General features: G+C 65.3%; 25 protein-coding genes. 17 read left to right on the top strand and 8 right to left on the bottom strand.

Translation table 11 applies throughout. The annotated features are described in order from the left end of the window. Nucleotide 1: 1 nt before the first annotated feature. The gene (locus tag HG262_RS05550; RefSeq protein WP_169270114.1) at nucleotides 2-865 is read right to left on the bottom strand and encodes a LysR family transcriptional regulator; all 864 of its coding nucleotides are present in this window, start codon (nucleotides 863-865) and stop codon (nucleotides 2-4) included. Between the two features lie 147 nt (nucleotides 866-1,012). Here HG262_RS05550 and HG262_RS05545 point away from each other — a divergent pair, with 147 nt between their 5' ends. From HG262_RS05545 to HG262_RS05525, 5 genes are all read left to right on the top strand, one after another. Further along, entirely contained in the window at nucleotides 1,013-2,086 is a 1,074-nt protein-coding gene (locus tag HG262_RS05545) for a putative 2-aminoethylphosphonate ABC transporter ATP-binding protein (protein ID WP_169270081.1), read from the top strand. Beyond that, nucleotides 2,064-3,869, top strand: a complete 1,806-nt coding sequence (locus HG262_RS05540) for a putative 2-aminoethylphosphonate ABC transporter permease subunit (protein ID WP_248293247.1) — start codon at nucleotides 2,064-2,066, stop codon at nucleotides 3,867-3,869. Before HG262_RS05545 ends, HG262_RS05540 begins: the two co-directional genes overlap by 23 nt. Nucleotides 3,870-3,882: 13 nt before the next feature. Further along, entirely contained in the window at nucleotides 3,883-4,713 is an 831-nt protein-coding gene (gene phnX / locus HG262_RS05535) for a phosphonoacetaldehyde hydrolase (protein ID WP_211186971.1), read from the top strand. A gap of 126 nt (nucleotides 4,714-4,839) precedes the next feature. After that, a complete protein-coding gene (locus HG262_RS05530) occupies nucleotides 4,840-5,862 on the top strand; it encodes a putative 2-aminoethylphosphonate ABC transporter substrate-binding protein (protein WP_088590223.1) in 1,023 nt (340 codons plus the stop codon). Between the two features lie 102 nt (nucleotides 5,863-5,964). Beyond that, nucleotides 5,965-7,092 (top strand): TIGR03364 family FAD-dependent oxidoreductase, encoded by a 1,128-nt coding sequence (locus tag HG262_RS05525; protein WP_169270079.1) that lies wholly within the window; start codon nucleotides 5,965-5,967, stop codon nucleotides 7,090-7,092. A gap of 94 nt (nucleotides 7,093-7,186) precedes the next feature. Here the strand turns inward: HG262_RS05525 and HG262_RS05520 are convergent, their stop codons facing one another. The 3 genes from HG262_RS05520 to HG262_RS05510 all read right to left on the bottom strand — a co-directional run bounded on the left by HG262_RS05520 (nucleotide 7,187) and on the right by HG262_RS05510 (nucleotide 10,817). Further along, nucleotides 7,187-8,332, bottom strand: coding sequence for an aromatic ring-hydroxylating dioxygenase subunit alpha (locus HG262_RS05520; RefSeq protein WP_169270078.1), 1,146 nt, complete (start codon nucleotides 8,330-8,332; stop codon nucleotides 7,187-7,189). 292 nt (nucleotides 8,333-8,624) lie between these two features. Continuing rightward, nucleotides 8,625-9,635, bottom strand: coding sequence for an acyltransferase family protein (locus HG262_RS05515; protein ID WP_169270077.1), 1,011 nt, complete (start codon nucleotides 9,633-9,635; stop codon nucleotides 8,625-8,627). A gap of 213 nt (nucleotides 9,636-9,848) precedes the next feature. After that, entirely contained in the window at nucleotides 9,849-10,817 is a 969-nt protein-coding gene (locus HG262_RS05510) for a tripartite tricarboxylate transporter substrate binding protein (protein WP_169270076.1), read from the bottom strand. 173 nt (nucleotides 10,818-10,990) lie between these two features. Here HG262_RS05510 and HG262_RS05505 point away from each other — a divergent pair, with 173 nt between their 5' ends. From HG262_RS05505 to HG262_RS05450, 12 genes are all read left to right on the top strand, one after another. Continuing rightward, on the top strand, nucleotides 10,991-11,845 hold the full coding sequence (locus HG262_RS05505; protein WP_169270075.1) for an IclR family transcriptional regulator: 855 nt from the start codon (nucleotides 10,991-10,993) through the stop codon (nucleotides 11,843-11,845). Nucleotides 11,846-11,927: 82 nt separating this feature from the next. Next, a complete protein-coding gene (locus tag HG262_RS05500; RefSeq protein WP_169270074.1) occupies nucleotides 11,928-12,194 on the top strand; it encodes an exodeoxyribonuclease VII small subunit in 267 nt (88 codons plus the stop codon). 7 nt (nucleotides 12,195-12,201) lie between these two features. Next, nucleotides 12,202-13,113 carry a polyprenyl synthetase family protein gene (locus tag HG262_RS05495; protein ID WP_006225054.1) on the top strand — a complete coding sequence of 304 codons (912 nt, stop codon included), beginning with the start codon at nucleotides 12,202-12,204 and terminating at the stop codon, nucleotides 13,111-13,113. Nucleotides 13,114-13,166: 53 nt separating this feature from the next. Beyond that, nucleotides 13,167-15,029, top strand: a complete 1,863-nt coding sequence (dxs, locus tag HG262_RS05490; protein ID WP_169270073.1) for a 1-deoxy-D-xylulose-5-phosphate synthase — start codon at nucleotides 13,167-13,169, stop codon at nucleotides 15,027-15,029. A gap of 185 nt (nucleotides 15,030-15,214) precedes the next feature. After that, the gene (gene folE2 / locus HG262_RS05485; protein WP_169270072.1) at nucleotides 15,215-16,012 is read left to right on the top strand and encodes a GTP cyclohydrolase FolE2; all 798 of its coding nucleotides are present in this window, start codon (nucleotides 15,215-15,217) and stop codon (nucleotides 16,010-16,012) included. Nucleotides 16,013-16,019: 7 nt separating this feature from the next. Next, entirely contained in the window at nucleotides 16,020-16,943 is a 924-nt protein-coding gene (locus HG262_RS05480; RefSeq protein ID WP_169270071.1) for a DUF817 domain-containing protein, read from the top strand. Nucleotides 16,944-17,172: 229 nt separating this feature from the next. Beyond that, complete coding sequence (gene rpsF, locus HG262_RS05475) at nucleotides 17,173-17,547, top strand: 30S ribosomal protein S6 (protein ID WP_006225050.1); 375 nt, start codon at nucleotides 17,173-17,175, stop codon at nucleotides 17,545-17,547. 51 nt (nucleotides 17,548-17,598) lie between these two features. Further along, nucleotides 17,599-17,922 carry a primosomal replication protein N gene (gene priB, locus HG262_RS05470; protein WP_169270070.1) on the top strand — a complete coding sequence of 108 codons (324 nt, stop codon included), beginning with the start codon at nucleotides 17,599-17,601 and terminating at the stop codon, nucleotides 17,920-17,922. Nucleotides 17,923-18,030: 108 nt separating this feature from the next. After that, complete coding sequence (rpsR, locus tag HG262_RS05465) at nucleotides 18,031-18,303, top strand: 30S ribosomal protein S18 (RefSeq protein WP_006218308.1); 273 nt, start codon at nucleotides 18,031-18,033, stop codon at nucleotides 18,301-18,303. Nucleotides 18,304-18,317: 14 nt separating this feature from the next. Then, nucleotides 18,318-18,773: a 50S ribosomal protein L9 gene (gene rplI, locus HG262_RS05460; protein WP_169270069.1), complete on the top strand. Its 456-nt coding sequence runs from the start codon at nucleotides 18,318-18,320 to the stop codon at nucleotides 18,771-18,773. Nucleotides 18,774-18,900: 127 nt separating this feature from the next. Further along, nucleotides 18,901-19,740, top strand: coding sequence for an RIO1 family regulatory kinase/ATPase (locus tag HG262_RS05455; protein ID WP_169270068.1), 840 nt, complete (start codon nucleotides 18,901-18,903; stop codon nucleotides 19,738-19,740). Next, nucleotides 19,737-21,119: a replicative DNA helicase gene (locus HG262_RS05450; RefSeq protein ID WP_006218311.1), complete on the top strand. Its 1,383-nt coding sequence runs from the start codon at nucleotides 19,737-19,739 to the stop codon at nucleotides 21,117-21,119. Before HG262_RS05455 ends, HG262_RS05450 begins: the two co-directional genes overlap by 4 nt. Nucleotides 21,120-21,184: 65 nt before the next feature. On the opposite strand, the gene HG262_RS05445 is transcribed toward HG262_RS05450, so the two are convergent. The 4 genes from HG262_RS05445 to HG262_RS05430 form a co-directional block, all read right to left on the bottom strand. Further along, a complete protein-coding gene (locus HG262_RS05445) occupies nucleotides 21,185-22,162 on the bottom strand; it encodes a bile acid:sodium symporter family protein (RefSeq protein WP_169270067.1) in 978 nt (325 codons plus the stop codon). A 101-nt stretch (nucleotides 22,163-22,263) separates the two neighbouring features. After that, the gene (gene pdxA / locus HG262_RS05440) at nucleotides 22,264-23,244 is read right to left on the bottom strand and encodes a 4-hydroxythreonine-4-phosphate dehydrogenase PdxA (RefSeq protein WP_169270066.1); all 981 of its coding nucleotides are present in this window, start codon (nucleotides 23,242-23,244) and stop codon (nucleotides 22,264-22,266) included. Then, nucleotides 23,241-23,549, bottom strand: coding sequence for a hypothetical protein (locus tag HG262_RS05435; protein ID WP_169270065.1), 309 nt, complete (start codon nucleotides 23,547-23,549; stop codon nucleotides 23,241-23,243). Before HG262_RS05435 ends, pdxA begins: the two co-directional genes overlap by 4 nt. A gap of 82 nt (nucleotides 23,550-23,631) precedes the next feature. After that, the gene (locus tag HG262_RS05430) at nucleotides 23,632-24,090 is read right to left on the bottom strand and encodes an Lrp/AsnC family transcriptional regulator (RefSeq protein ID WP_006225043.1); all 459 of its coding nucleotides are present in this window, start codon (nucleotides 24,088-24,090) and stop codon (nucleotides 23,632-23,634) included. Between the last annotated feature and the right edge of the window lie 41 nt (nucleotides 24,091-24,131).

The following is a 24,131-nucleotide window of genomic DNA, read 5'->3' as shown; positions in this document are numbered from 1 at the left end:
GTCAGCCGGCTGCCGGCGCCATCTCCAGAAAGCGCGCGATCAATTGCACCGGTTGGCGCTCGCGCAGGCAGTACAGGTATTCGTTCATCACGATGTCGGCGCCTTCGATGTCCAGCGCCGCCAGATCGGGATGCGAGGGGATTTCACGCGACGGGATGAGGCTGATGCCCAGATCGCACAGGATGGCTTGCCGGATCGACTCCCGGCTGCCGATCTCCAGGGTGCGCCGCACGGTGACGCCGGCCGCCGCCAGGGCGTCCTCGGTCAACTGGCGCGTCATGGAGCCGGGCTCGCGCAGCAGCACCGCGTGATCGGCCAGGTCGGCCAGGCGGACCTGGCTGCGGCGCGCCAGAGGGTGGTCGCGATGCGTCACTACGCGGATCGGGTCGGCCGCGATCATGCGGCGGTACAGGTGCTTGTCATCCATCAGAAAGGAAGACGTGGCAATCTCGATGCGGTAGTCGTGCAACGCCTGCAGCATCGACTGCGAATTGCCGATCGTGACGGTCAGGTCGATGCCGGGGTAGCGCTGGTTGTACCGGCGCACCGTATCCATGATGTAGAAGGGACCGGTCGCGCCGATGCGCAGATTGCCCTCGCGCAAGTCGCTGGCGTCGCGCAGCCGGAAATCGATCTCGGTTTCCTGCTGCACCAGCTTTTCCACCATCGGCATCAGGCTGTGCCCGGCGTCCGACAAGCGCATGCCGCGGCCCTGCCGGTGAAAGAGTTCGACGCCGTAACGCGACTCCAGCTGGCGCAATTGCCCCGTCACCGTGGGCTGGCTGACGCCCAATTGGGCGGCGGCTTTGGTGACGGTGCCGCAGCGGGCCACGGCGTAGAAGGATTTGAGTTCGGCGACAAGCACGATGGTGGGGGCGGGAAAGGGACGCAATGCGCAAGACCGCCAGTACACCAAAATAATTTGATGTTTTTATTACTGCATTTGCGCGAAGTGTCATAAACACTCAATACGCGCCTTCCATACTGCCTTCGTTCCCAGACCGGAGGCACCATGCCCCAACCCAATAACGCCTTCCTCTCAGTCAGAAATCTTGTGAAGCGCTTTGGCAGCCATACGGCGCTGGCCGATGTTTCGCTGGATATCCGGGCAGGCGAGCTGGTGTGCCTGCTGGGACCATCCGGTTGCGGCAAGACGACCCTGCTGCGGGCCATCGCCGGCCTTGAGCGCCAGGACAGCGGCGCCATCGTGCTGTCGGGCCGGGATATTTCGCGTGCCGAGCCGCAGGAGCGCGATTACGGCATCCTCTTCCAGTCTTATGCGCTGTTTCCCAACCTGACCGTGGCCCAGAACGTGGCCTACGGCCTGAGCGGCAAGCGCGCCCACCGCAAGCACGTCGCCAGCCGGGTCGAGGAAATGCTGGCCCTGGTGGGCTTGTCCGGCGCGGCGGAAAAATATCCGGGACAGATCTCCGGCGGCCAGCAGCAGCGTGTGGCCCTGGCGCGCGCGCTGGCACCGTCGCCGTCGCTCCTGCTGCTGGACGAACCCATGTCCGCCCTGGACGCCCGGGTGCGCGAGCACCTGCGCGTCGAACTGCGGGCATTGCAGAAGCGCCTGTCCATCACGACCTTGATGGTGACGCACGATCAGGAAGAGGCGATGGTGATGGCCGACCGCATCGCCGTCATGAACGGCGGGGTGATCGAACAATACGGCACGCCGCGCGAACTGTACCGCCAGCCGGGTTCGGCCTTCATCGCCGATTTCGTGGGCGAGGCGAACTGGCTGCCGTTCGAGCGCGTTGATGCCCACCGCGCCCGCGTGGGTCGCCAGGAGCTGGCCGTGGACGAGGCGCTGGACGGCGCATCGGGCAAGCTGTTCGTGCGCCCCGAGGCGGTGCGCGTCACCATGTCGCGTCCGGAAGAACCCAATTCCATGCTGGCCGACGTGCTGGACGGCGTGTTCCTGGGCCGGGGCTACCGGCTGGCCCTGCGCCTGGAAGGCGTGCCCGGGTCCACCGTGCATTCCATCGTGTCCCCTGAAATCGGAGACGCCCTGTTGGGCCCTCACGCTGCCAGCCGCTGCTGGGTGGAGCTGCCGCGCCATGCGATTCGCGCCTACGCTTGATTCCACCGTGACCGGATCCTCCGCCGCCGAACCGGCCGCCTCCCTGCCAGCCGTCCCGGCCCCCCGAGCCGCCGCTCCGGCCGTCCTGGCCCGCCGCCCGCTGCCCGGCTGGATCGGCGCGCTGGGATTGACGGCGGGGCAGGGCGCGCTGGCGCTGTTCCTGGTGCTGTTTCTGGCGCTGCCGCTGGCGGCAATCCTGGCCAAGTCCGTCACCGACAGCGACGGCGCCTGGGCAGGCCTGTCGGTCGTGACCGGCATCATCGGCGCGGACGGCTTTCTGGCCATGGTCGGGCGCAGCCTGACCGTCGGCATCGTCACGATGCTGCTGGTGGTGCCTTGCGCCTACGGGTTCGCCTACGGCCTGACCCGCACGCGGCTGCCGGGCAAGGGCCTGCTGCGCACCATCGCCTTGCTGCCGCTGTTGGCGCCTTCGCTGCTGCCCGGCATTGCGCTGGTCTATCTGCTGGGCAACCAGGGCCTGCTCAAGGGCCTGACGGGCGGCGCCACCATTTATGGCTTCTGGGGCATTGTCGTGGGCGAGGCCTTCTATACCTTCCCGCACGCGTTGATGATTCTGCTGACCGGCCTGACCCTGGCCGACGGCCGCCTGTACGACGCGGCGCGTGCCATGGGCGCCGGTCCGTGGCGCACGTTCCTGACCGTGACCTTGCCCGGCACGCGCTATGCCGTGTTCTCGGCCTGCTGCGTGGTATTCACGCTGACGGTGACCGATTTCGGCGTGCCCAAAGTGGTGGGTGGCGATTACAACGTGTTGGCCATGGAAGCCTACAAGGCGGTGGTCGGCCAGCAGAATTTCCCCAAGGGCGCGGCCATCGGTATCTTGCTGCTGCTGCCTGCCTTGCTGACGTTCGTGCTGGACCGCCGGTTGCGTGCCCGCCAAGGCGCCCAGATGAGCGGCCGCGCGCAGCCCTACGTCTCGGGCGTGAACGTGCGGCGCGATGCCGCCTTCCTGGCGCTGGCCGGCGCAATGGCCGCCTTCCTGCTGCTGATCATCGGCGTGGCTGTCTGGGCGTCGTTCGTGAAGATGTGGCCGTACAACCTGTCCCTGTCGCTGCGGTCCTACGATTTCGACAACATGGACGGCGGCGGCTGGCTGGCCTGGCGCAACAGTTTGCAGCTGGCGTTCTGCACGGCCCTGATCGGCACGGTGGTGGTGTTTGTCGGCGCCTGGATGATGGAGAAGGTGCCGGCGCGCAGCGGGGTGGCACGCGGCTTGCGCGGCGCGGTGAGCATGTTGGCGCTGATGCCGATGGCCGTTCCCGGCCTGGTGCTGGGCCTGGGCTACATCTTCTTCTTCAACAGCCTGATGAATCCGTTGAACGTACTCTACGGGACGATGCCGCTGCTGATCCTGTGCACGATCGTCCACTTCTACACCAGCGCGCACCTGACGGCAGCCACGGCGCTCAACGCGCTGGATCCGGAGTTCGAAGCCGCCTCGGCGTCGCTGAAGGTGCCGCGCATGACGACCTTCCGGCGCGTGACCTTGCCGATGTGCCTGCCTGCGGCGCTGGATGTCGCCCGTTACCTGTTCGTTTCCGCCATGACGACGGTGTCGGCCGTGGTGTTCCTGTACAGCCCGTCCACGGTGCTGGCCGCCGTCGCGGTGCTGAATATGGACGACGCCGGCTTCATCGGTCCGGCCGCCGCCATGTGCACCGTGATCATGGCCAGTTCCGCCGTCGCGGCGCTTGCGTTGCACCTGGCCAGCCGCGCGCTGGTGGCGCGCAGCCAGGCCTGGCGCCGTCCCGTGGCTCTTTGAACGCATTTTTAGGATGACCCCCATGACTGTTTCCCCTTTGCCCGTCCAACTGGAAGCCGTGATCTTCGACTGGGCCGGCACGCTGGTCGACTTCGGTTCGTTCGCGCCTACCAAGGTGTTCGTGGACGCGTTCTCGCAGTTCGGCATGGACGTGTCGTTGAAAGAAGCCCGTGGCCCGATGGGCATGGGCAAGTGGGACCACATCCGCGCCCTGTGCGACCAGCCCGCCATCGCCGGGCAGTACCAGGCCCAGTTCGGCCGCCTGCCTACCGACGAGGACGTGACCGCCATCTATGAACGCTTCCTGCCGATGCAGCTGGAGAAGGTCGCGCAGTATTCGGCGGCCATTCCCGGCGCGGCCGAACTGCTGCGCGCGCTGCGCCAGCACGGCCTGAAGATCGGATCCTGCTCGGGCTATCCGGGCAGCGTCATGCGCCGCGTCGTCGAACGCGCCGCCTCCGAAGGCCTGGAGCCCGATTGCATCGTGGCCAGCGACGACGTGCCGCGCGCACGCCCGGCGCCGGCGATGGCGCTGAAGAACGTCGTGGAACTGGGCTTGTCGGACGTCGCGGGCTGCATCAAGGTCGACGACACCTCGCCCGGGATCGAGGAAGGCCGACGCGCCGGCATGTGGACGGTGGGGCTGCTGCTGTCCGGCAACGCCGCCGGCCTGACGCTGGACGAATACCTGAGCCTGGACGACGCGGGGCGCGACAAAGCGCGCGCCGAAGCCACCCGCGAACTCTCGACCGCCGCACCCCATTATCTGATCGATACGGTGGCCGACCTGCCGGCCGTCGTGACCGATATCGAAGCCCGTCTGGCGCGAGGCGAACGGCCCTGAACTAGATCTCGACCAGCCGGCGCCGCCGGCCGCATTCCTCTCTTTCACACCGCGTACCGCAGCGGGCAATCGCCCGCCGCGGGGGCGACCCTCACCCTTTTTTTCCGCTCATCCACGGAGTTCCTTATGAATCGCTACAAGCTGCTTGCACTGGCCGCCGCCCTGACGGGCGTGATGGGCGCCGCCTCCGCCGAGACCACGCTGACGGTCTACACCGCGCTCGAAGCCGATCAGATCAAGGTCTATCAGGCCGCGTTCGAACGTGCAAATCCCGACATCAAGATCCAGTGGGTCCGTGACTCCACCGGCATCATCGCCGCCAAGCTGCTGGCCGAGAAAAGCAACCCGAAGGCCGACGTCATCTGGGGCCTGGCCGGCACGGCGCTGGGCCTGATGGACAAGGAAGGCATGCTGCAACCCTACGCCCCCAAGGGCCTGGACCAGATCGCCGCCAACATGCGCGACGCCAAGGCCGAGCCGTCGTGGGTCGGCATGGACGGCTACGCCGCCGCCATCTGCTTCAACACCATCGAAGCCGAAAAGCAGAAGCTGCCCAAGCCCACGTCGTGGGAAGACCTGACCAAGCCGGTCTATGCCGGCAAGATCGTCATGCCGAACCCGGCCTCGTCGGGCACGGGCTTCCTGGACGTCAGCGCATGGCTGCAGATCTTCGGCGAAGAGAAGGGCTGGGCCTACATGGACGCCCTGCACAAGAACATCGGTTCGTACACGCACTCGGGTTCGAAGCCGTGCAACATGGCGGCCGCGGGCGAGTTCCCGATCGGCGTGTCGTTCGACTACCGCGCCGCCAAGCTGAAGGCCGACGGCGCGCCGGTCGAAGCCGTGTTCCCGTCGGAAGGCCTGGGCTGGGAAGTCGAAGCCACCGCCATCATGAAGGGCACGAAGAACCTGGAAGCCGCCCGCAAGCTGGCCGACTTCTCGGCCAGCCGCGAAGCCAACGAGCTGTACAAGGCCAACTTCGCGGTGCTGGCGATCCCGTCGATCGCCACGGTCAACCCCAATCTGCCGGCCGACCTGACCAAGCGCATGATCAAGAACGACTTCGTGTGGGCCGCCACGAACCGCGAACGCATCATCGCCGAATGGACCAAGCGCTACGACGGCAAGTCCGAGCCGAAGAAGAAGTAAGCGTCCGCCGACGCGGCGGCGTGGCGTTGGCCGAGCCGCCGCTTACCGGGAAGCGCCGCCGCGCGCGGCTTCTCCCGCTATTCCTCTAGCAATGTTCCTCAGATGAAAACTTACGACGTAATCGTGGTGGGCGCGGGCATGCTCGGCATCGCGCATGCCTGGGCGGCCGCCAAGCGCGGTTTGTCGGTGGCCGTGATCGAACGCAGCCGCCAGGCGCACGGCGCCACGATCCGCAATTTCGGCCAGGTCATCGTGACCGGCCAGCCGCCCGGCATGATGCTGTCGCACGCGCAGCAGGCCCGCGAGCTGTGGCTGGATCTGGCCGGCAAGGCCGGCTTCCATGTGCGCGCCAACGGCGCCTTGGTGCTGGCGCGCAATGCCGACGAGGCTACCGTGCTGCAGGAATTCGCGGATACGCGCTTGAAGCAGGAAGGCTACCGCGCCGACCTGCTGTCCGCCCGCGACGTGGGCGGCCTGTACGGCGGGCAGTTGGCGCACCACTGCATGGGCCTGCGCGGCCATGACGACCTGCAGATCTATTCCCGCGAAGCCCTGCCTGCGATCACGCGCTATTTGGCGGAATCGCTGGGCGTGACGTTCATCACCGGCACGCTGGCGCGCGCCGTGGAAAACGGCCTGGTCGGCACCACCGCCGGCGACTTTCAGGGCAAGCATGTGTTCGTGTGCCCCGGCCACGACTACCTGACCCTGCTGCCCGAACGCTTTGCGCCGCTGAACCTCGAAATCACCCGCTTGCAGATGCTGCGCGTGGCCTTCGAGACGAACGCCATCGCCTTGGATCGGCCCGTGCTGACGGGCCTGTCGTGCGTGCATTACGGCGCCTTCTCGGACCTGCCGTCGGCGCAAGTCCTGCGCGATGTGATCCAGGCACGTACGCCGATGCTGCTTGAGAACGGCATCCATCTGCTGATGAGTCCCACGCCTTATGGCGAACTGATCATCGGGGATTCGCACCGCTATGGGCAGGATGCATTCCCGTTCAATGACGAGGTGGTCGACAACGCCATGCTGGACCTGGCGTCGCAGGCCCTGGGGGCGCGCTTGCGCGTGGTGGAGCGCTGGCAGGGCGTGTATGGCGCCCACGGTCCGGCGCCGTTCTCGGTGATGCCGGTGGACGCAGCCACGACGGTGGCGGTCATGCACTCGGGCGTCGGCATGACGGTGGGGCTGGCGATCGGCGAACGCACGGTAGCGGGCGCGATCGGGTAATGGCGGGCTGGCGCCGCGCGCAATGAAAAGGGCCTCGCGATGTGCGAGGCCCTGATTCCGTTGGCGGCAAGCCCTGCGTGGACAGGGTCTGCGCTTACACGTCCTGCATGGTGCGCCGGTACCACTCGTGGAAGTGCTGCATGCCGTCTTCCATCGGCGACTGGTACGGGCCGGTTTCGTTCACTCCGCGCAGCATCAAGGCTTTGCGGCCCGCGTCCATGCGTTCGGCGATCTCGTCGTCTTCGATGGCCGTTTCCATGTAGGCGGCACGCTGCGCCTCGACGAATTCGCGTTCGAACGCCGAGATTTCCTCGGGGTAGTAGAACTCCACGACGTTGACCGTTTCCTGGGGGCTCTTCGGATACAGCGTGGACAGTACCAGCACGTGCGGGTAGAGCTCGATCATGTGGGTCGGGAAGTACGTGACCCACACCGCACCGAAGTCCGGTGCGTCGCCGTCGCGGAACGACAGCAACCGGTCGTGCCACTGCTTGTACACGTCCGAGCCGGGCTGTGCTAGCGCATTGTGCACGCCGACCTTCTGCAGGCTGTACCAGTCGTTGAATTCCCAGGTCAGGTCGTCGCAAGTGACGAAGCGGCCCAGGCCGGGATGGAACGGACCGACGTGGTAATCCTCAAGATAGACCTCGATGAAGGTCTTCCAGTTGTAGTTGCACTGGTGCACTTCGACGTGGTCGAGCACGTAGTCGCCGAAGTTGAACTCAGGGCGCGAGAACAGTGGAGCCATGTCGGAGGCCGGATCGCGCGGGCCTTCGAACAGCAGGCCGTGGCAATCGCGCAGGCGGAACTTCTGCAAGTTCATGCAAGGCGTGGTCTCGAATTGGGGGGCGCCCAGCAACTCGCCTTGATTGTTGTACGTCCAGCGGTGCAGCGGGCAAACGATGTTGCCGCCGGTGGCTTTCAAATTGCCTTTGGCATTGCAGTTGCCGGCCACATTGCCGGCCTGGCCGCCCAGCATCAACGCCTGGCGATGACGGCAGACATTCGAGATGAGCTCAACGCCTTGCTGGTTGCGAACCAGCACGCGTCCTGCGTTTTCTTGAGCCAACGTACGCCAATCCCCGATCTCGGGCACCAATTTCTGGTGGCCGACGTATTGCGAGGATTGCTTGAAAATGAGTTCTTGCTCGCGGGCAAAGAGGGCTTCGTCAAAATAAGCACTGACGGGTAGCTGGGTGCGAGCTGGCACGACATGTGCCATCCGACCGATGTCGGTCATGATTCCCTCCGCTCGGATAAAAAAGCCAGGACGGTTTGAACGCTGCCAAGCGCTTTTGTTTCAAGCCCAGCGATTTGGCGAACTGCTCGCAAACGCTTGAGCTCAACAGTCGAGCTTGGCTAAATCCGTGCTGGCGCGAAGAAAAATCGGTGTCTGGCCGATCAAATTAGCCGTGAATTGTACCCCAAGGGATTCCCCTACGCCCGTGAAGATCCGTGAAGCTTGGTGAAGTTATCGAGGGGGGTGTTTGGCCGGGGGCAAAACCCGATTAACCCTTCATGGCGTAGGTCTTTCAGACGAGCCGGCGGGTGGCCGGATGGCGCCGTAGCAGCCAGCTGCTGGCGGCCGACAGGGCAAACACGGCGAGCGTCAGCACCGGCACGGTCCAGGCATCGCGGTCCCCGCCCGTGAAGGCGCCGGCACGCCGCGCCACATCCAGGAATACGGGGTGGATGAGGTAGACCCCGAACGTCAGCGGCGCCAGCGCGGCCAGTCGCGGCAACCGGGGCGAGGACACGATCCACTGGAACGCGGCCAGCGACATGAACGGCACGGTCAGGCTGAAGTAGTCGTAGAAGTAGGTGTCCAGCGTGTGGCCGTTGGACATGGCCGTCACGCCCAGCGCCGTGGCGGCGACGCTGGCCGCCAGCATCAGGCCGGGCCGGGGGATGCGCATTTCGCCGTCGAAGATCAGGCGGCCGGCCACGAAGTAACCCAGATAGGGCAGGAACCAGGTCAGGAAGAAGCCGTGAGGCGCGCCGAGCGCACGGCGATACAGCGCGTCCAGGATCGCCACGCCCAGGATACCCACGACCCAAAGTGTGCGTCCGCGCGGCGTGCTGCGCGCATATAGCAGGCGGGCCAGGGGCGCAAACAGGTACAGCCCCACGATCATGTACAGGTACCAGAGGTGGTAGTACGGCTCGCCCTGGACGACCTTGCGAGGCCAGAACGAAAAATCCACGTGCCCGTCGTCCCACCAGTCCAGGCCGGTGCGCCATGTCAGATAGAACAACGTCCAGAACACCAGCGGCGCGCAGATGCGCGCCATCCGGCGGCTGTAGAACTTGAGGGCGTCGTGGGGTTTGTCGGGGTCCAGCAGCAATGCGCCGCTGACCATGACGAAGACAGGCACGCACCAGCGCGCCGCCGAGTCGTACAAATTGGCGGCCAGCCACGCGCCGCCGCCATAGGCGGCCGGGTCGCTGACGATCAGTGCCGCGCTATGCAGCAGCACGACCGCCACGGCCGCCAGCCAGCGGGCGGCGTCCAGGCGGGCGTATCGGTCTTCGGGTTCAGGCATCCGGGCTCCCGCTGGTGATTCCATTTTCACCATAGCAGCGGCACACGCCCGGTTTCTGTATCCAGCGGTTAGGCAAGGCGTAAAAAACCGACAGGACCCTGGTGGGCGCTGTCGGGGGAAAGGGTGGCGGACCGAGGGGCCCGCCGCCGTTTCGCGGGCCGGCAGGGCCGCGAACGATTTGTCACTAAACCGTTGGCGGGCAACCGTGCTCGCTTATTGCAGGACGATGTTGGCCTGTTTGATCAATTGCGACACGATCGGCTGTTCGGTCTTGATTTGCTTGTCCAGTTCGGCCGCCGTGCCCGAGCGCGGGTCGATGCCCATGTCCAGCAGGCGTTTCTTCACGGCTTCGTCCTGCAGGGCCTCTGTCAGCGCGGCCTGTAGTTTTTCCAGCACGGGGGCCGGCGTGCCCTTGGGCGCCACGAAGCTGAACCAGGCGGTCATGTCGAAGGCGGGGTAGCCCTCTTCGGCCAGCGTCTGCAGCTTGGGCAGCGTCGCCAGCCGCGACGGGCTGGTGATGGCGAAGACCTTGACCTTGCCAGCGTCCGCTTGCGGCATGCCGGTGGCGACCATGTCGAAGAACAGGTCCACGTCGCCGCTGATCAGCGCGGGCAGGGCCTGGGTCGCGCCCTTGAAAGGCACATGCAGGATATCGATGCCGGCGCGTTCCTTGAACAGTTCGCCAGCCAGGTGCGACGAGGTGCCGGGACCGAAGGTCGCGAACGTCAGCTTGCCCGGGTTTTGCTTGGCGTAGGCCACCACGTCTTGCGTGCTGTTGAACGGTCGCTTGGGGCTGGACAGCAGCACCAGCGGGCCGACTCCCACCATGCCGATGCGGGCGAAACCGTCCGGATCGTAGGGCAGTTCCTTATACAGGTAGCGATTCGTCACGAGCGTGGAGTTCGTGGCCATCAGGATGGTGTAGCCGTCCGGCTGTTCCCGCGACACGAAGGCCGCGCCGATGGACGTGCCCGCGCCGGCCTTGTTCTCCACGATCATGGGCTGGCCCAGCGTCTTGGCCATGCGTTCGGCCAGAATGCGGGTCAGCACGTCGGTGGCGCCGCCGGCCGGGAAGGGCGAAACGACCTTGATGGGCCGCGCCGGATACGTATCGGCCTGCGCGCCCAGTGCGGCGGCGCTGAGCAATACGGTGGCCAGCAGCTTGATACTCGTGCGAATCATGTTTTTCCCCTTGAAATCGCGTGCGTGAGTGGATCGCCGGGCTTGGCTTGGGCGGACCGCGCTGCCGGGGCGGCTTCGCGGGGCTTGCCAAGTCTCCTTGGATCATTTAAATTCCGTTATATGGAATTTGGTTTTGTTATTCGAAATAAACTATAAAAACGAAGCGAATAGAAATGCAATCTTTTTCTGATGCCAAGCGCGTTATCCATGCGGCGACCAAGCCCGACGAGACGTTGGAACTGAGCCAGCCGGCGCGCCGCAAGCGCACGGCCGGCGTGGGCGAAGGCGCCAATTCGCCCGACTTCATCACCGCGCTGGCGCGGGGGCTGGACGTGCTGCGGTGTTTTCGCCACGGCGTGACCGCGCTGGGCAACCTGGATCTGGCGCGCCTGACCGGGCTGCCCAAGCCCACCATCAGCCGCATCACCTACACGCTTACCGAACTGGGCTACCTGCGCTATCACCCCGACACCGGCAAATACTCGCCCGGCTACGGCGTGCTGGCGCTGGGCTTTGGGCTGCTGGCCGGGCTGGAGGTGCGCGAACTGGCCAAGGCCTCGATGACCGAACTGGCCCGGGACACCGGCGGCGCGGTCGCGCTCGGCGCTTTCGACGGCGACGCCATGACCTACGTCGAAGCGATACACGGGTCTTCCGCGCTGTACCTGCGCTTGCCGGTCGGCTACCGCGCCAGTCTGGACAGCGCAATGGGCCGGGCGTATCTGGCCAGCCTGCCGGCCGCCGCGCGCGACGAGACGGTGGCGCGGCTGGGGCCGGCCGCGCCTTCCGTCGACGCCATCGCCCGCGCACGCCAGGAACTACAGGAATCGGGCTGCTGTTTCGCCATCGGCGAGTGGCAGTCGGGCATCAACGCCGTCGCGGTGCCTTTCACGTCCATCACCGGCGAAGGCGTCTTCGTGATGAGCTGCGGCGGTCCCGCCAGCCTGCTGCCGGAAGCCGACCTGCGCACGCGCGTGGGGCCCGCGCTGCGGGCGGCGATCGCGGGTCTTGCGGGGGCATCAGCCTGATCGTGCGGGCAAGGCCGGGTCCGGCGTGGCGATCTCGTACAATTCGAAGATTGATCCACCCCTAGCGCCCTCGGAGACCCGTTTGGCCAAACCCACACAAGCCGATCCGCAGATCGACGACCGTCCCTTGCCCCAGGATTTCGAAACGGCCCTGGCCGAATTGGAGTCGTTGGTTGCGGCCATGGACGACGGCTCGTTGCCGCTTGAGCAATCGCTGGCGGCCTACCGGCGCGGCGTGGCGCTCACCCGCGTCTGCCAGGACCGCTTGGCGCAGGCCGAACAGCAGGTGAAGGTCCTGGAGGGCGACTTGCTGCGCCCGCTGGACCCGGCGGCGCTGGATGACGAATAAGAACCCGATGAAGCAAACTCAACTCGCTTTCCCGGAGTGGCTGCAGGGGCGCGTGCGGCACGTCGAAGACGTGCTTGACGACCTGATGCCCCCCGCGGATGTGCTGCCTGTCCGTCTGCATGAAGCCATGCGCTACGCTGTTCTGGGCGGCGGCAAGCGGGTACGCGCCGCGATGGTCTACGCCGCGGGCCAAGCCTGCCCCGTCAGCGGCAGCGTGCTGGCCATCGAGGCCTCGCTTGACCGCGCCGCCGCGGCGGTGGAACTGATCCACGCGTATTCGCTGGTTCACGACGATCTGCCCTGCATGGACGACGACACGTTGCGCCGCGGCCAGCCGACCACGCACGTCAAGTTCGACGAAGCCACCGCCATGCTGGCGGGTGATGCCTTGCAGCCGCTGGCCTTCGACCTGCTGGCCTCCATGCCGATCGCCCCCGCGCTGATCGTGCAGGCCACCCAGTCGCTGGCGCGCGCCGCCGGCAGCCAGGGCATGGCGGGCGGCCAGGCCATCGACCTGCTCAGCGTCGGCCGTTCGCTATCGCGCGACGACCTGCAAACCATGCACAGCATGAAGACCGGCGCCATGCTGGCCTGCAGCGTCGCATTGGGCGGCATCGTCGCGGGCGCCAGTTCGGCGTCGCGCCAGGCGCTGGACGCCTATGCGCAGGCGATGGGCCTGGCCTTCCAGGTCGTGGACGATATTCTTGATGTGACCGCCGATACGGCCAGCCTGGGCAAGACCCCGGGCAAGGACGCGGCGGAGAACAAGCCGACGTATGTGTCGCTCCTGGGCCTGTCCGAGGCGCGGGCGTTTGCCGACGAATTGCGTGAAGCGGCGCTGGCGGCGCTGGCGCCTTTGGGCGATGCTGGCGGGCGCCTGGCGCAACTGGCTGATTTCATCGTCCTTCGAGACCGCTGATCCGTGACTAGCCCGGCCTGAATCCACGCCGGGTCAACGAACCCCATAAAAGCATGACGACTGATTTATTGGACCGCATTCAATCCCCGGCAGACCTCAAGCGCCTGGATCGTCGAGAGCTGAAAAAGCTTGCGGACGAACTGCGCGGCTTCGTGCTGGAGTCGGTATCCAAAACGGGCGGGCACTTGTCGTCCAACTTGGGCACGGTCGAGCTCACGCTGGCGCTGCACCAGGTGTTCGACACGCCGCATGACCGCATCGTCTGGGACGTGGGCCACCAGTCCTATCCGCACAAGATCCTGACCGGGCGCCGTGCCGGCATGGCGCAACTGCGCCAGGCGGGCGGGATCTCGGGCTTTCCCAAGCGCAGCGAATCCGAATACGACGCCTTCGGCACCGCGCATTCATCGACGTCCATCTCGGCGGCGCTGGGCATGGCGGTGGCCTCGCGCAACGCCGGCGTGCAGCGCCAGCACATCGCCGTCATCGGCGACGGCGCCATGTCCGCGGGCATGGCGTTCGAGGCCATGAACAACGCGGGTGTCACGCCCAACATCAACCTGCTGGTGATCCTGAACGACAACGACATGTCGATCTCGCCGCCGGTGGGGGCGCTGAACCGCTATCTGGCGCGCCTGATGTCGGGCCGCTTCTACGCTGCGGCCAAGAACGTGGGCCGCGCCGTCCTCCAGCACGTGCCGCCGGTGCTGGAGCTGGCGCGCCGGTTCGAAGAGCACGCCAAGGGCATGGTCACGCCGGCCACGCTGTTCGAAGAGTTCGGTTTCAATTACGTCGGCCCCATCGATGGCCACGACCTGGACGCCCTGGTGCCCACGCTGCAGAACTTGAAGGCCCTGCAAGGCCTGCAGTTCCTGCACGTGGTGACCAAGAAGGGGCAGGGCTACAAGCTGGCCGAGGCCGATCCGGTGCTTTACCACGGCCCGGGCAAGTTCGACCCCGCCGTCGGCATCCAGCAATCCAAGGCCCCGGGCAAGCGTACCTTTACCCAGGTGTTCGGCAACTGGCTGTGCGACATGGCCGAGCAGGATTCGCGCCTGGTCGCCGTCACCCCCGCCATGCGCGAAGGCAGCGGGCTGGTGGAATTCGAAAAACGTTTTCCGCTGCGCTATTTCGACGTGGGCATCGCCGAACAGCACGCCGTGACGTTCGCCGCAGGTATCGCCTGCGAAGGGCAGAAGCCTGTCGTTGCGATCTACTCGACCTTCCTGCAGCGCGGCTACGACCAGTTCATCCATGATGTGGCCTTGCAGAACCTGGACGTGACCTTCGCGCTGGACCGCGCGGGCATCGTGGGCGCCGACGGCGCCACCCATGCCGGCAACTACGACACCGCGTTCCTGCGTTGCGTGCCGAACATGGTGGTCGCCACGCCGTCCGACGAAAACGAAACGCGCCTGTTGCTGTCCACCTGTTATCAGCACCCCGGTCCGGCATCCGTGCGCTATCCGCGCGGCGCGGGCTGTGGCGCGCTGGAAGGCGCCGGGCTGGACACGGTGGAGCTGGGCCGCGGCGTGGTGCGCCGCGAAGGCAAGAAGATCGCCATCCTGGGCTTCGGCACGCTGGTGCAGGCTGCGTTGGCCGCGGCCGGCAAGCTGGACGCCACGGTGGCCGACATGCGCTTCGTCAAGCCCATCGATCGCGAACTGATCCTGGATCTGGCCTCCAGGCACGATGCGCTGGTCACGCTGGAAGACGCGGCGATCATGGGCGGGGCGGGCAGTGCGGTGCTGGAAACGCTAAGCGCCGCCGGCGTGCAGATCCCCGTGCTGCAGTTGGGCTTGCCCGACGTCTTCATCGACCATGGCGAACAATCGGCCCTGCTGGCCGGCGTCGGCCTGGATGCCGCGGGCATTGAGCAGTCCATCCGCGCCCGCTACGCCGATCTGCTGGCCTGACCGGTTGCGGGGCCGGGTGAAGGCGCCGCTTTTGCCCGGAATATGAAACACACTGTTCCGGCCCCGCTAACCTACGGATAGAAGGGTTTTCCCTGGCGGTTGCCGGGGTTTGGGCGATAATGCCCCTCTCTCAAAGTTTCCTAGGCCGTGCGCGAGCGACTGATTGCCTAGACAGGTAAGCTGAAATGAATTCTCCGATCGACCCCGCCATCGTGATGCCCGACGTCCAGAGCTCGGCGGATACCCGTCACATCCCGATTCAACGCGTGGGCATCCGTGGCGTGCGCCACCCCATGCTGATTGAAAGCGGCGATGGCTCGGCCCAAGGCACCGTCGCCAACTGGACCCTGACGGTGGCGCTGCCGCCCGAAGAAAAGGGGACGCACATGTCCCGCTTCGTGGCGCTGCTGGAAAAGTACCGCAGCACGCCCATGACGCCGACCCTGTTCCGCGCCATGGCGGCCGACATGCTGCCGCTGCTGCATGCCGAACGCGGCGACATCACCGCGTCGTTCCCGTACTTCATCAACAAGTCGGCGCCGATCTCCGGCGTGCAGAGCCTGCTGGACTACGAAGTCCAGTGGATCGCCCGCGCCCAGGGCGACGGCGTCGAATTCGAACTGGTCGTGCAGGTGCCCGTCACCAGCCTCTGTCCGTGTTCGAAGGCCATCTCGGAATACGGGGCGCACAATCAGCGCTCGCATGTCACGGTCTCGGCCATCCTGAGCGACGATATCAGCATGGATGGCGTCATCCGCCTGATCGAAGAAGAAGGCTCGTGCGAACTCTGGGGCCTGCTCAAGCGCCCTGACGAAAAGTACGTGACCGAACGCGCCTACGACAACCCCAAGTTCGTCGAAGACCTGGTGCGCGACGTAGCTGCCCGCCTGAATGCGCACCCCGGCATCGCCCGCTATCGCGTCGAGGCCGAGAACTTCGAATCGATCCACAACCACTCGGCCTACGCCGTCGTGGAAGGCTGAGCGTTCCGTGAGCCATCCGGCGGCCAGGGACTGGCCGCTTATCGCGGGGCTGCAAGAATGGGAATCGCGGCTGGCCAAGCATCTGGCCGGCCGCGGCCGTTTTGGCGTCGCGCTCTACGAATTCTTCCGCTTTGGCGTGAAACAGGCCTGGGCGTGCCTGTTCGGCGGCTTGATGTGCGCGCTGCTGCTGGGCACGCACTGGTGGTATCCCAAGGATGCCGCGCTGGCCCGCTACGATTTCCTGACCTTGGCCGCGCTGGGTATCCAGGCCCTGTTGCTGGCGCTGCGCATGGAAACCTGGAGCGAGGCCCGCGTGATCCTGATGTTCCATGTGGTGGGCACGGGGATGGAGCTCTTCAAGACGGCGGCCGGATCCTGGATCTATCCCGAGGCCAGTGTGCTGCGGATCGGCGGCGTGCCGCTGTTCACGGGCTTCATGTACGCGGCGGTGGGCAGCTATCTGGCCCGGGTGTGGCGCCTGTTCGATTTCCGTTTCCGCGCGCATCCCCCGATGGCCGCCACGGTGGCGCTGTCGGTGCTGATTTACGTGAATTTCTTCGCGCACCACTTCATCATGGATTTCCGCTGGGCGCTGTTCGGCCTGACGGCGGTGCTGTTCGCGCGCACCTGGGTGTATTTCCGGATCTGGCGGGTCTACCGCCGCATGCCGCTGCTGCTGGGGTTCGTGCTGGTGGCCCTGTTCATCTGGTTCGCAGAGAACATCGGCACCTTCGCCAACGCCTGGCGCTATCCCAACCAGTCGCATGCCTGGCAATGGGTGTCGATCGCCAAGCTCGGTTCGTGGTTCCTGCTGATGATCATCAGCTATGTGATGGTCAGCGTGGTCAACCGGCCGCAGGAAATCCGTGTTGCCGATCTGCCTCAGCCAACGGGGCAGGGCGGTGAAAATAGCCCGTCCCTGATTTCGTAAGGCGCATGCGGCTTGCGCCGCGCTGCCCGATCGGTGATAATCGAGGGCTTTCTTGCTCGACCGCCCATGGTTTTTGGGTAGCGGGCTGCCCCTTGCGGGCCGACGTCTTAGCGCGCTGAAACCCCAAAGTGGGGCTTCCCCAGTGGAACACTGGGACAGCGCGACACCCATGATGGAAAGCGCGGGTGCAGGATGTTGGCCAGCGAGACATCCTCAAGGAGTTTTACTCATGCGTCACTACGAAGTAGTGTTTATCGTTCACCCCGACCAAAGCGAGCAAGTGCCCGCCATGGTCGAACGTTACCAAGCGCTGGTCACGGGCCAAGGCGGCTCGGTTCACCGCCTGGAAGACTGGGGTCGCCGTCAACTGGCCTACCCGATCCAGAAGCTCGTCAAGGCTCACTACGTTTGCCTGAACATCGAGTGCGGCCAAGCCACGCTGGATGAGCTGGAGCACTCGTTCCGCTACAACGACGCCGTTCTGCGCCACCTGGTCATCAAGACCAAGAAGGCCCAGTCCACGCCCTCGATCATGATGAAGTCGGTTGAGCGCGAAGAAGCCCGTAAGGCTTCGGCTGAAGCAGCGCCGGCTCAGGCCGAGTAAGCAGGGCTCACGCAGAGCTCATCCCGTGAAGTCCCCTTGGTGCACGGCAGGATGAATAAGCTGGAACTCAGCGCCCGCGTTCTTGAATGCGAGCCTTTGCGCCACACTCCCGCCGGACTGCCAGCGCTGGAAATGCTGCTGGCTCACGAATCGGAAGTCATTGAAGCCGGCCATCCGCGCCGTGTTGAATTGACGATTACCGCCGTGGCACTAGGCGATCTGGCGTTGCTGTTGAAGAACACCGCGTTAGGGTCTGAATTGCTGGTGCAGGGGTTTTTGGCTCCTGTCCGCAAGGACTCGGTGAAGATCAAGCTGCATTTGCAGCAGGCACGCAAGATCAGCGGCAGCGCAGGACGCGATCCGCAGGTGGCTTGAAGGGAATGGGCAAAAGGTGCGAGAGCGCCTTCTGAATACGGATAGGTTATGGGAGTTTGGCCTGGTTATCGATAACCACCAGATCCCTCAAACATAGAGGCACATATCATGGCTTTCTTCGGAAAACGCAAAGAAAAACGCAAATTCACGCAGCAGAACCCGCTCTTCAAGCGTCGTAAGTTCTGCCGCTTCACCGCAGCCGGCGTCGAAGAGATCGACTACAAGGATCTGGACACCCTGCGCGACTTCGTGCAAGAAAACGGCAAGATCATCCCGGCTCGTCTGACCGGCACCAAGGCAATCTACCAGCGTCAGCTGGACACCGCCATCAAGCGCGCACGCTTCCTGGCCCTGTTGCCTTACACCGACAACCACAACTAATCCGGGGCACTGAAATGCAAGTTATTCTGCTCGAAAAAGTCGTCAACCTGGGCAACCTGGGTGAAGTCGTCCGCGTGCGTGATGGTTACGCCCGCAACTTCCTGATTCCCCAGCGCAAGGCTCGTCGTGCAACCGACGCCGCCCTGAAGGAATTCGAAGCTCGCCGCGCCGAGCTGGAAAAGGTCCAGGCTGAAAAGCTGGCCGCCGCCCAGGCTCTGGGCGAGCGCGTCTCCGGCTTCCAGCTGAAGATCGCTCAGAAGGCCGGTGTCGATGGCCGCCTGTTCGGCTCGGTCACCAATGCCGACATCGCTGATGCGCTGAAGAAGGCCGGTTTCGAAGGCATTGAAAAGGCGCAAGTGCGTCTGCCCAACGGCCAACTGAAGTCGATCGGCGAGTTCCCGATCCAGGTCGCCCTGCACGCCGACGTTGTCGTCGACGTCACGGTCCTGGTTGAAGGCGAACTGTCCTAAGCCGGTACTCGCAGTACAAGAAAGCCGGCCCGCGCGCCGGCTTTTTTTCTTTTTGCCCGGCCGTCATTGCGTGTAGCCTTTCGGGCATTGCGCATAAGGCGCGCCATTGTTTCGTACCGAGGACCCTTTGACTCAGCCGCCCGTCCATCACAACGCGCCGCCCGGCCTGCGCGCCTGGCTCGACAGCGTTGATGCCTCGCGCGAACCCTCCGTGCGGGACGTGACGATCGACGGCGTGCGCTGCATCATCAAGCGCCGCCGCCCGAGCTTTGGCCGCGGCGTGGCCTACGCGTTGCGCTATGTGCGGGCCTTTCTGCTGGGCGTTGGCTGCAAGCTGTTCCTGGGCGAATTCCCGCGGCCTGGCGTGCTGTTGCAGAATGGTCTGGCGCATGAGGCCCAGCGCCTGTCGATGCTGCTTCAGGCGGGTTGCCGCGTGCCTGAAGTGTGGTGGCAAGAGCAGGGCCTGCTGGTGCTGGAATACGTGGGTGAAGACCTGGCCGACCTGATCCGCAACGAGGACTCCACCTCGCAGTTGTGGCTGGCCCGCGCGGCTGCCACCGACATGGCGGCGTTCCACGCCCGCGGCATGTGGCATGGCGGCGCCCAGATCCGCAACATCACGTTGCGCGACGGCGAGCTGTGGCGCATCGATTTCGAAGAGAATATCGGGTCCACGCTGTCTCGCCCGTTGGCCCAGGCGTACGATCTGTTCCAGATGCTGGCTTCGCTCGTGTCTTTGCGTAAATTGCCGGACGATGTGGCGCGGGCGCTGGGTAAACTGGCGCTTGAGGTCTACTTCGAGAGCAATCCCGACCCCGAGGTCAAAGCCCGCCTGACGCGCCTGGCGCGCGTTCTTTGCGGCCTCGCGACGCCCTTGCGGCCGCTGTTGCGCCGTTTGCCCTGGCGCGATGTCCAAGGCTTTTTCCGCGCTGCCGATATCTTGCAGCCGTTACTATTGAAGTTATGAACACACCTGCCGATCCCCAGCTCGAATACCTGCGCGTTCCTCCCCATTCCATCGAGGCGGAGCAGTCGGTTCTGGGCGGCCTGTTGCTGGACAACACCGCGTGGGACCGCATTGCCGATGTGCTGGTCGAAGAAGACTTCTACCGCCACGACCACCGGCTGATCTGGCACCACATTGCCCGGCTGATCGGGCTGGCGCGTCCCGCCGACGTCATCACCGTCAACGAATCGCTGATCAGCGCCGGCAAGGCCGAAGATTCGGGCGGGCTGGCTTACCTGAACGCGCTGGCGCACAACACGCCGTCGGCCGCCAACATCCGCCGCTACGCCGAGATCGTGCGCGAGCGCGCCATGTTGCGCAAGCTGGTGTCGATCGCCGACGAGATCTCGTCGGCGGCGTTGAATCCGCAGGGCAAGGAAGCGCGGCAGCTGCTGGATGAAGCGGAATCCAAGGTGTTCAAGATCGCCCAGGAAGGCTCGCGCGGCGCCGCGGGCTTCCAGGAGATCCAGCCGCTGCTGACCCAGGTCGTCGAGCGCATCGACGAGCTCTACCACCGGGAAGGCAGTTCGGATGTCACTGGCGTGCCGACGGGCTTTACCGACCTGGACAAGATGACCTCCGGCATGCAGGGCGGCGACCTGATCATCGTGGCGGGGCGCCCGTCCATGGGCAAGACGTCGTTCTCGATGAACATCGGCGAACACGTGGCGATCGAACAGGGCCTGCCCGTGGCCGTGTTCTCGATGGAAATGGGCGCGGTGCAGCTGGCGATGCGTATGCTGGGTTCGGTCGGTCTGCTGGACCAGCACCGCATGCGTACCGGCAAGCTCATCGCCGACGACTGGCCTCGCGTGACGCACGCGGTGCAGCTCATGCAGGACGCACAGGTCTATATCGACGAAACGCCCGCATTGAGCCCGATGGAAGTGCGTGCGCGCACGCGCCGCCTGGCCCGCCAATGCGGCCAACTGGGCCTGATCATCATCGACTACTTGCAACTGATGTCCGGCAACGGTTCCGGCGAAAACCGCGCGACCGAAGTGTCGGAAATCAGCCGCTCGCTCAAGGGTCTGGCCAAAGAGCTGAATTGCCCCCTGATCGCGCTGTCGCAGTTGAACCGAAGCCTGGAGCAGCGTCCGAACAAACGTCCCGTGATGAGCGACCTGCGCGAATCCGGCGCTATCGAACAGGATGCCGACGTGATCCTGTTCATCTATCGCGACGAGGTCTACAACCCCGATTCGCCGGACAAGGGCACGGCCGAGATCATCATCGGCAAGCAGCGTAACGGGCCGATCGGCACGGTGCGTTTGACGTTCCAGGGCTCCAGCACGCGCTTCTTGAACTTCTCGGGCGCGCAGCCCCGGGACATGTACTGACGGCCGGACGGCCTTCATGAAAAAACCGCGCCTGGGCGCGGTTTTTTATTGCGTCGCAGCCGGGCTCAGGCCTCGGTTTCGGGACGCTTGCCGTAGCGCGCGGCCAGCACGCCGCACACCATCAGCTGGATCTGGTGGAACAGCATCAGGGGCAGCACGATGGCGCCGACCGCATGGCCGGCGAACAGCACCTGCGCCATCGGGATGCCGCTGGCCAGGCTCTTCTTCGAACCGCAGAAAAGCAGGGTGATGCGGTCTTCGACATTGAAACCCAGCAGCTTGCCGGCCAGTGCGGACAGCCCCAGCGCCAGGGCCAGGATCACGGCGCAGCACACGACCAGGCCCACCAGCGCGGGGATCGGCGTGGTGCTCCACAGCCCTTCGTTGATGGCTTCGGAAAACGCCGTGTAGACCACCAGCAGGATCGAACCCTGGTCGACGAATTTCAACATCGCCTTGTGCTTGTGCACCCAGGCGCCGATCCAGCGGCGGGCGAACTGGCCCAGCACGAAGGGTAGCAGCAGTTGCAGCATGATCTTGCCGACTGCGTCGAACGAGATCGGCGCGCTGCCGGCGTTGGCCACGACCGTGCCCACCAGCAGCGGCGTCAGGAAGATGCCCAGCAGGCTGGAGGCGGACGCGCTGCACACGGCGGCGGGCACGTTGCCGCGGGCCATGGACGTGAATGCGATGGCCGACTGTACCGTGGCGGGCAGGCAGCACAGGAACAGGATGCCCAGGTACAGCTCGGGGGTCACCAGCGGTTCCAGCACCGGCTTGAGGGCCAGGCCCAGCAAGGGGAACATCAGGAACGTGGCGGAGAAGATGGTCAGGTGCAGCTTCCAGTGCGTCAGGCCGGCGATGATGGCCTCGCGGGACAGGCGCGCCCCGTGAAGGAAGAACAGGAGGCCGACGGCGATGTTGGTGATCCAGCCGAATATCACGACGCCTTGCCCGTGCGCGGGCACGATGCTGGCGATGATGACGGTGCAGATCAGGTAGAGGGTGAAGCGGTCTGGCAGAAGGCGGACAAGGCGTGACATGGAGGGATAAAGGGCAAGTCGGGAAAGCGGCGGCGCGCATGAGGCACCGGAAACGGGGCGTATTGTAGTCCCGTGCCTGCCCGGGCTCGTGTCAACAGGCGCTAAGGCGTCATGGCCAGCGCCAGATCGAACGCGGCGACCAGCGACGCCTGGTCGGCCACGCCGTGGCCGGCAATGTCGAAAGCGGTGCCGTGATCGACGCTGGTTCGCACGAAAGGCAGACCCACCGTGACGTTTACGCCGTGGTCCAGCCCCAGGTACTTGACCGGGATGAGGCCCTGGTCGTGGTATTGGGCCACGACGATGTCGAATTCGCCCCGGCGGGCGCGCATGAAGATGGTATCGCCCGGCCACGGGCCGCTGGCGTCGATGCCTTCGGCGCGCGCGCGGGCGATGGCGGGTTCGATGATGTCGATGTCTTCGCGGCCGAACTTGCCGCCTTCGCCGGCATGCGGGTTCAGGCCAGCTACCGCCACCCGGGGCTTTTCAATGCCCATCTGCCGGCAGGCGCGGTCGGCCAGCCGCATGGCGGTCAGTTCGGCTTCGGGCGTGATGCGGGCGATGACGTCCGCCAGCGCCACGTGGATGGTGACCAGCAGCACGCGCAGTTCATCGTTGGCCAGCATCATGGCGAAGTCCTGCGTCGCCGAACGCTCGGCCAGGATCTCGGTGTGGCCGGGGTAGTCGATGCCCGCCTCGTGCATGGACTTCTTGTTCAGCGGAGCGGTGACAATCGCCCGGATGCGGCCGGCCTGCGCGTCGTCGATGGCGGCGCAGACATAGTCGTAGGCGCCGCGTCCGGCGGCGGCGCTGATCTGTCCGGCGGGCAGGTCGGGGGGAAGCGCAGGGCTGCAGGCAACGACGTTGATGCGGCCCGCGTCCAGCCGCGCTTGGTCGACGGCCGGGATTTCAACGATATCCAGGCGCGCACCCAACTGGGCGGCGGCGCGGCGCAAGGCGCCGGCGTCGCCATACACCACGCAGGGCGCATTCAAGCCTTGCGCATACGCCTTCACGACGATTTCGGGGCCGATGCCGGCGGCATCACCCATGGTGATGCCCACGGGTAGGGAGGATTTCACGATGCTCTGTCTTTAGGAGGGTCGATGACGCCGCATTCGAACGTCACGGTGGCGCGCTTGGAGCCCAGGCCGGTCGCATGGTTGGAAGTGACCTTCGGCTTTTGCAGCTTGCGGCCAATGGATTGGCAATATTGGTCGGCGCGTTGCAGCGTCTGGTTCTTGAGTTCGACCCAGGTCAGCAACTGCGTGCCCGAACTGTACGTGACGCTGTACGTGTTCTTGTCGACGGACGTGACCTCGCTCATGCTGGAACAGGCGGCAAGCAGGGTCAACAGGGCGGCGGCGGAGGCAAGGCGTGCAAACATGGATCGTCCAGAAATCTCGTTATCCGCCATTACAACACCATGTCGGGCCGGCAGAAAAGGCGGGCGCCGCGGCGCTGGCGGGTCAGGGGGCCGCGACGGCGCTGCGGCGGTCCACCTTGCGGCTCAGCACGATCGACGTCTGCGTCTGCTTGACGCCGTCGATCAGGCCGATGCGGTCCAGCAATTCGTCCAGCTGTTCGTGGGTCTCGCAACGCAGGAAAATCAGGTAGTCGTAGGGGCCGCTGACGGACGAGACCTCTTCGACTTCCGGCATGCGTTCCAGTTCTCGGATCACGGCGGCGGGCGTCTTGGGCAACACGCTGATGAAGCAGTAGGCGCGCACGGCAGCCTCTTCCAGCAGCCGCCCCAGGCGCACGCCGTAGCCCGAGACGATGTGCTCGCGTTCCAGCCGGGCGATGCGCGCCACTACCGTGGTGCGGGCCAGTCCCAGCTTGCGCGCCAGGATGGCGGCGGGTTCGCGCGCGTTGGCGGAAAGCAGGCTGAGCAGTTGCCGGTCGATGGCGTCGAGTCGTTCGTTCATGCGGAGGGCGAGGCGCGGGGAAGGGAGTGCCGACGGTACAG

The organism is Achromobacter sp. Bel, assembly GCF_012928505.1.
GTDB lineage: Bacteria > Pseudomonadota > Gammaproteobacteria > Burkholderiales > Burkholderiaceae_B > Achromobacter.
This window is presented reverse-complemented; position numbering and strand designations above follow the sequence as displayed.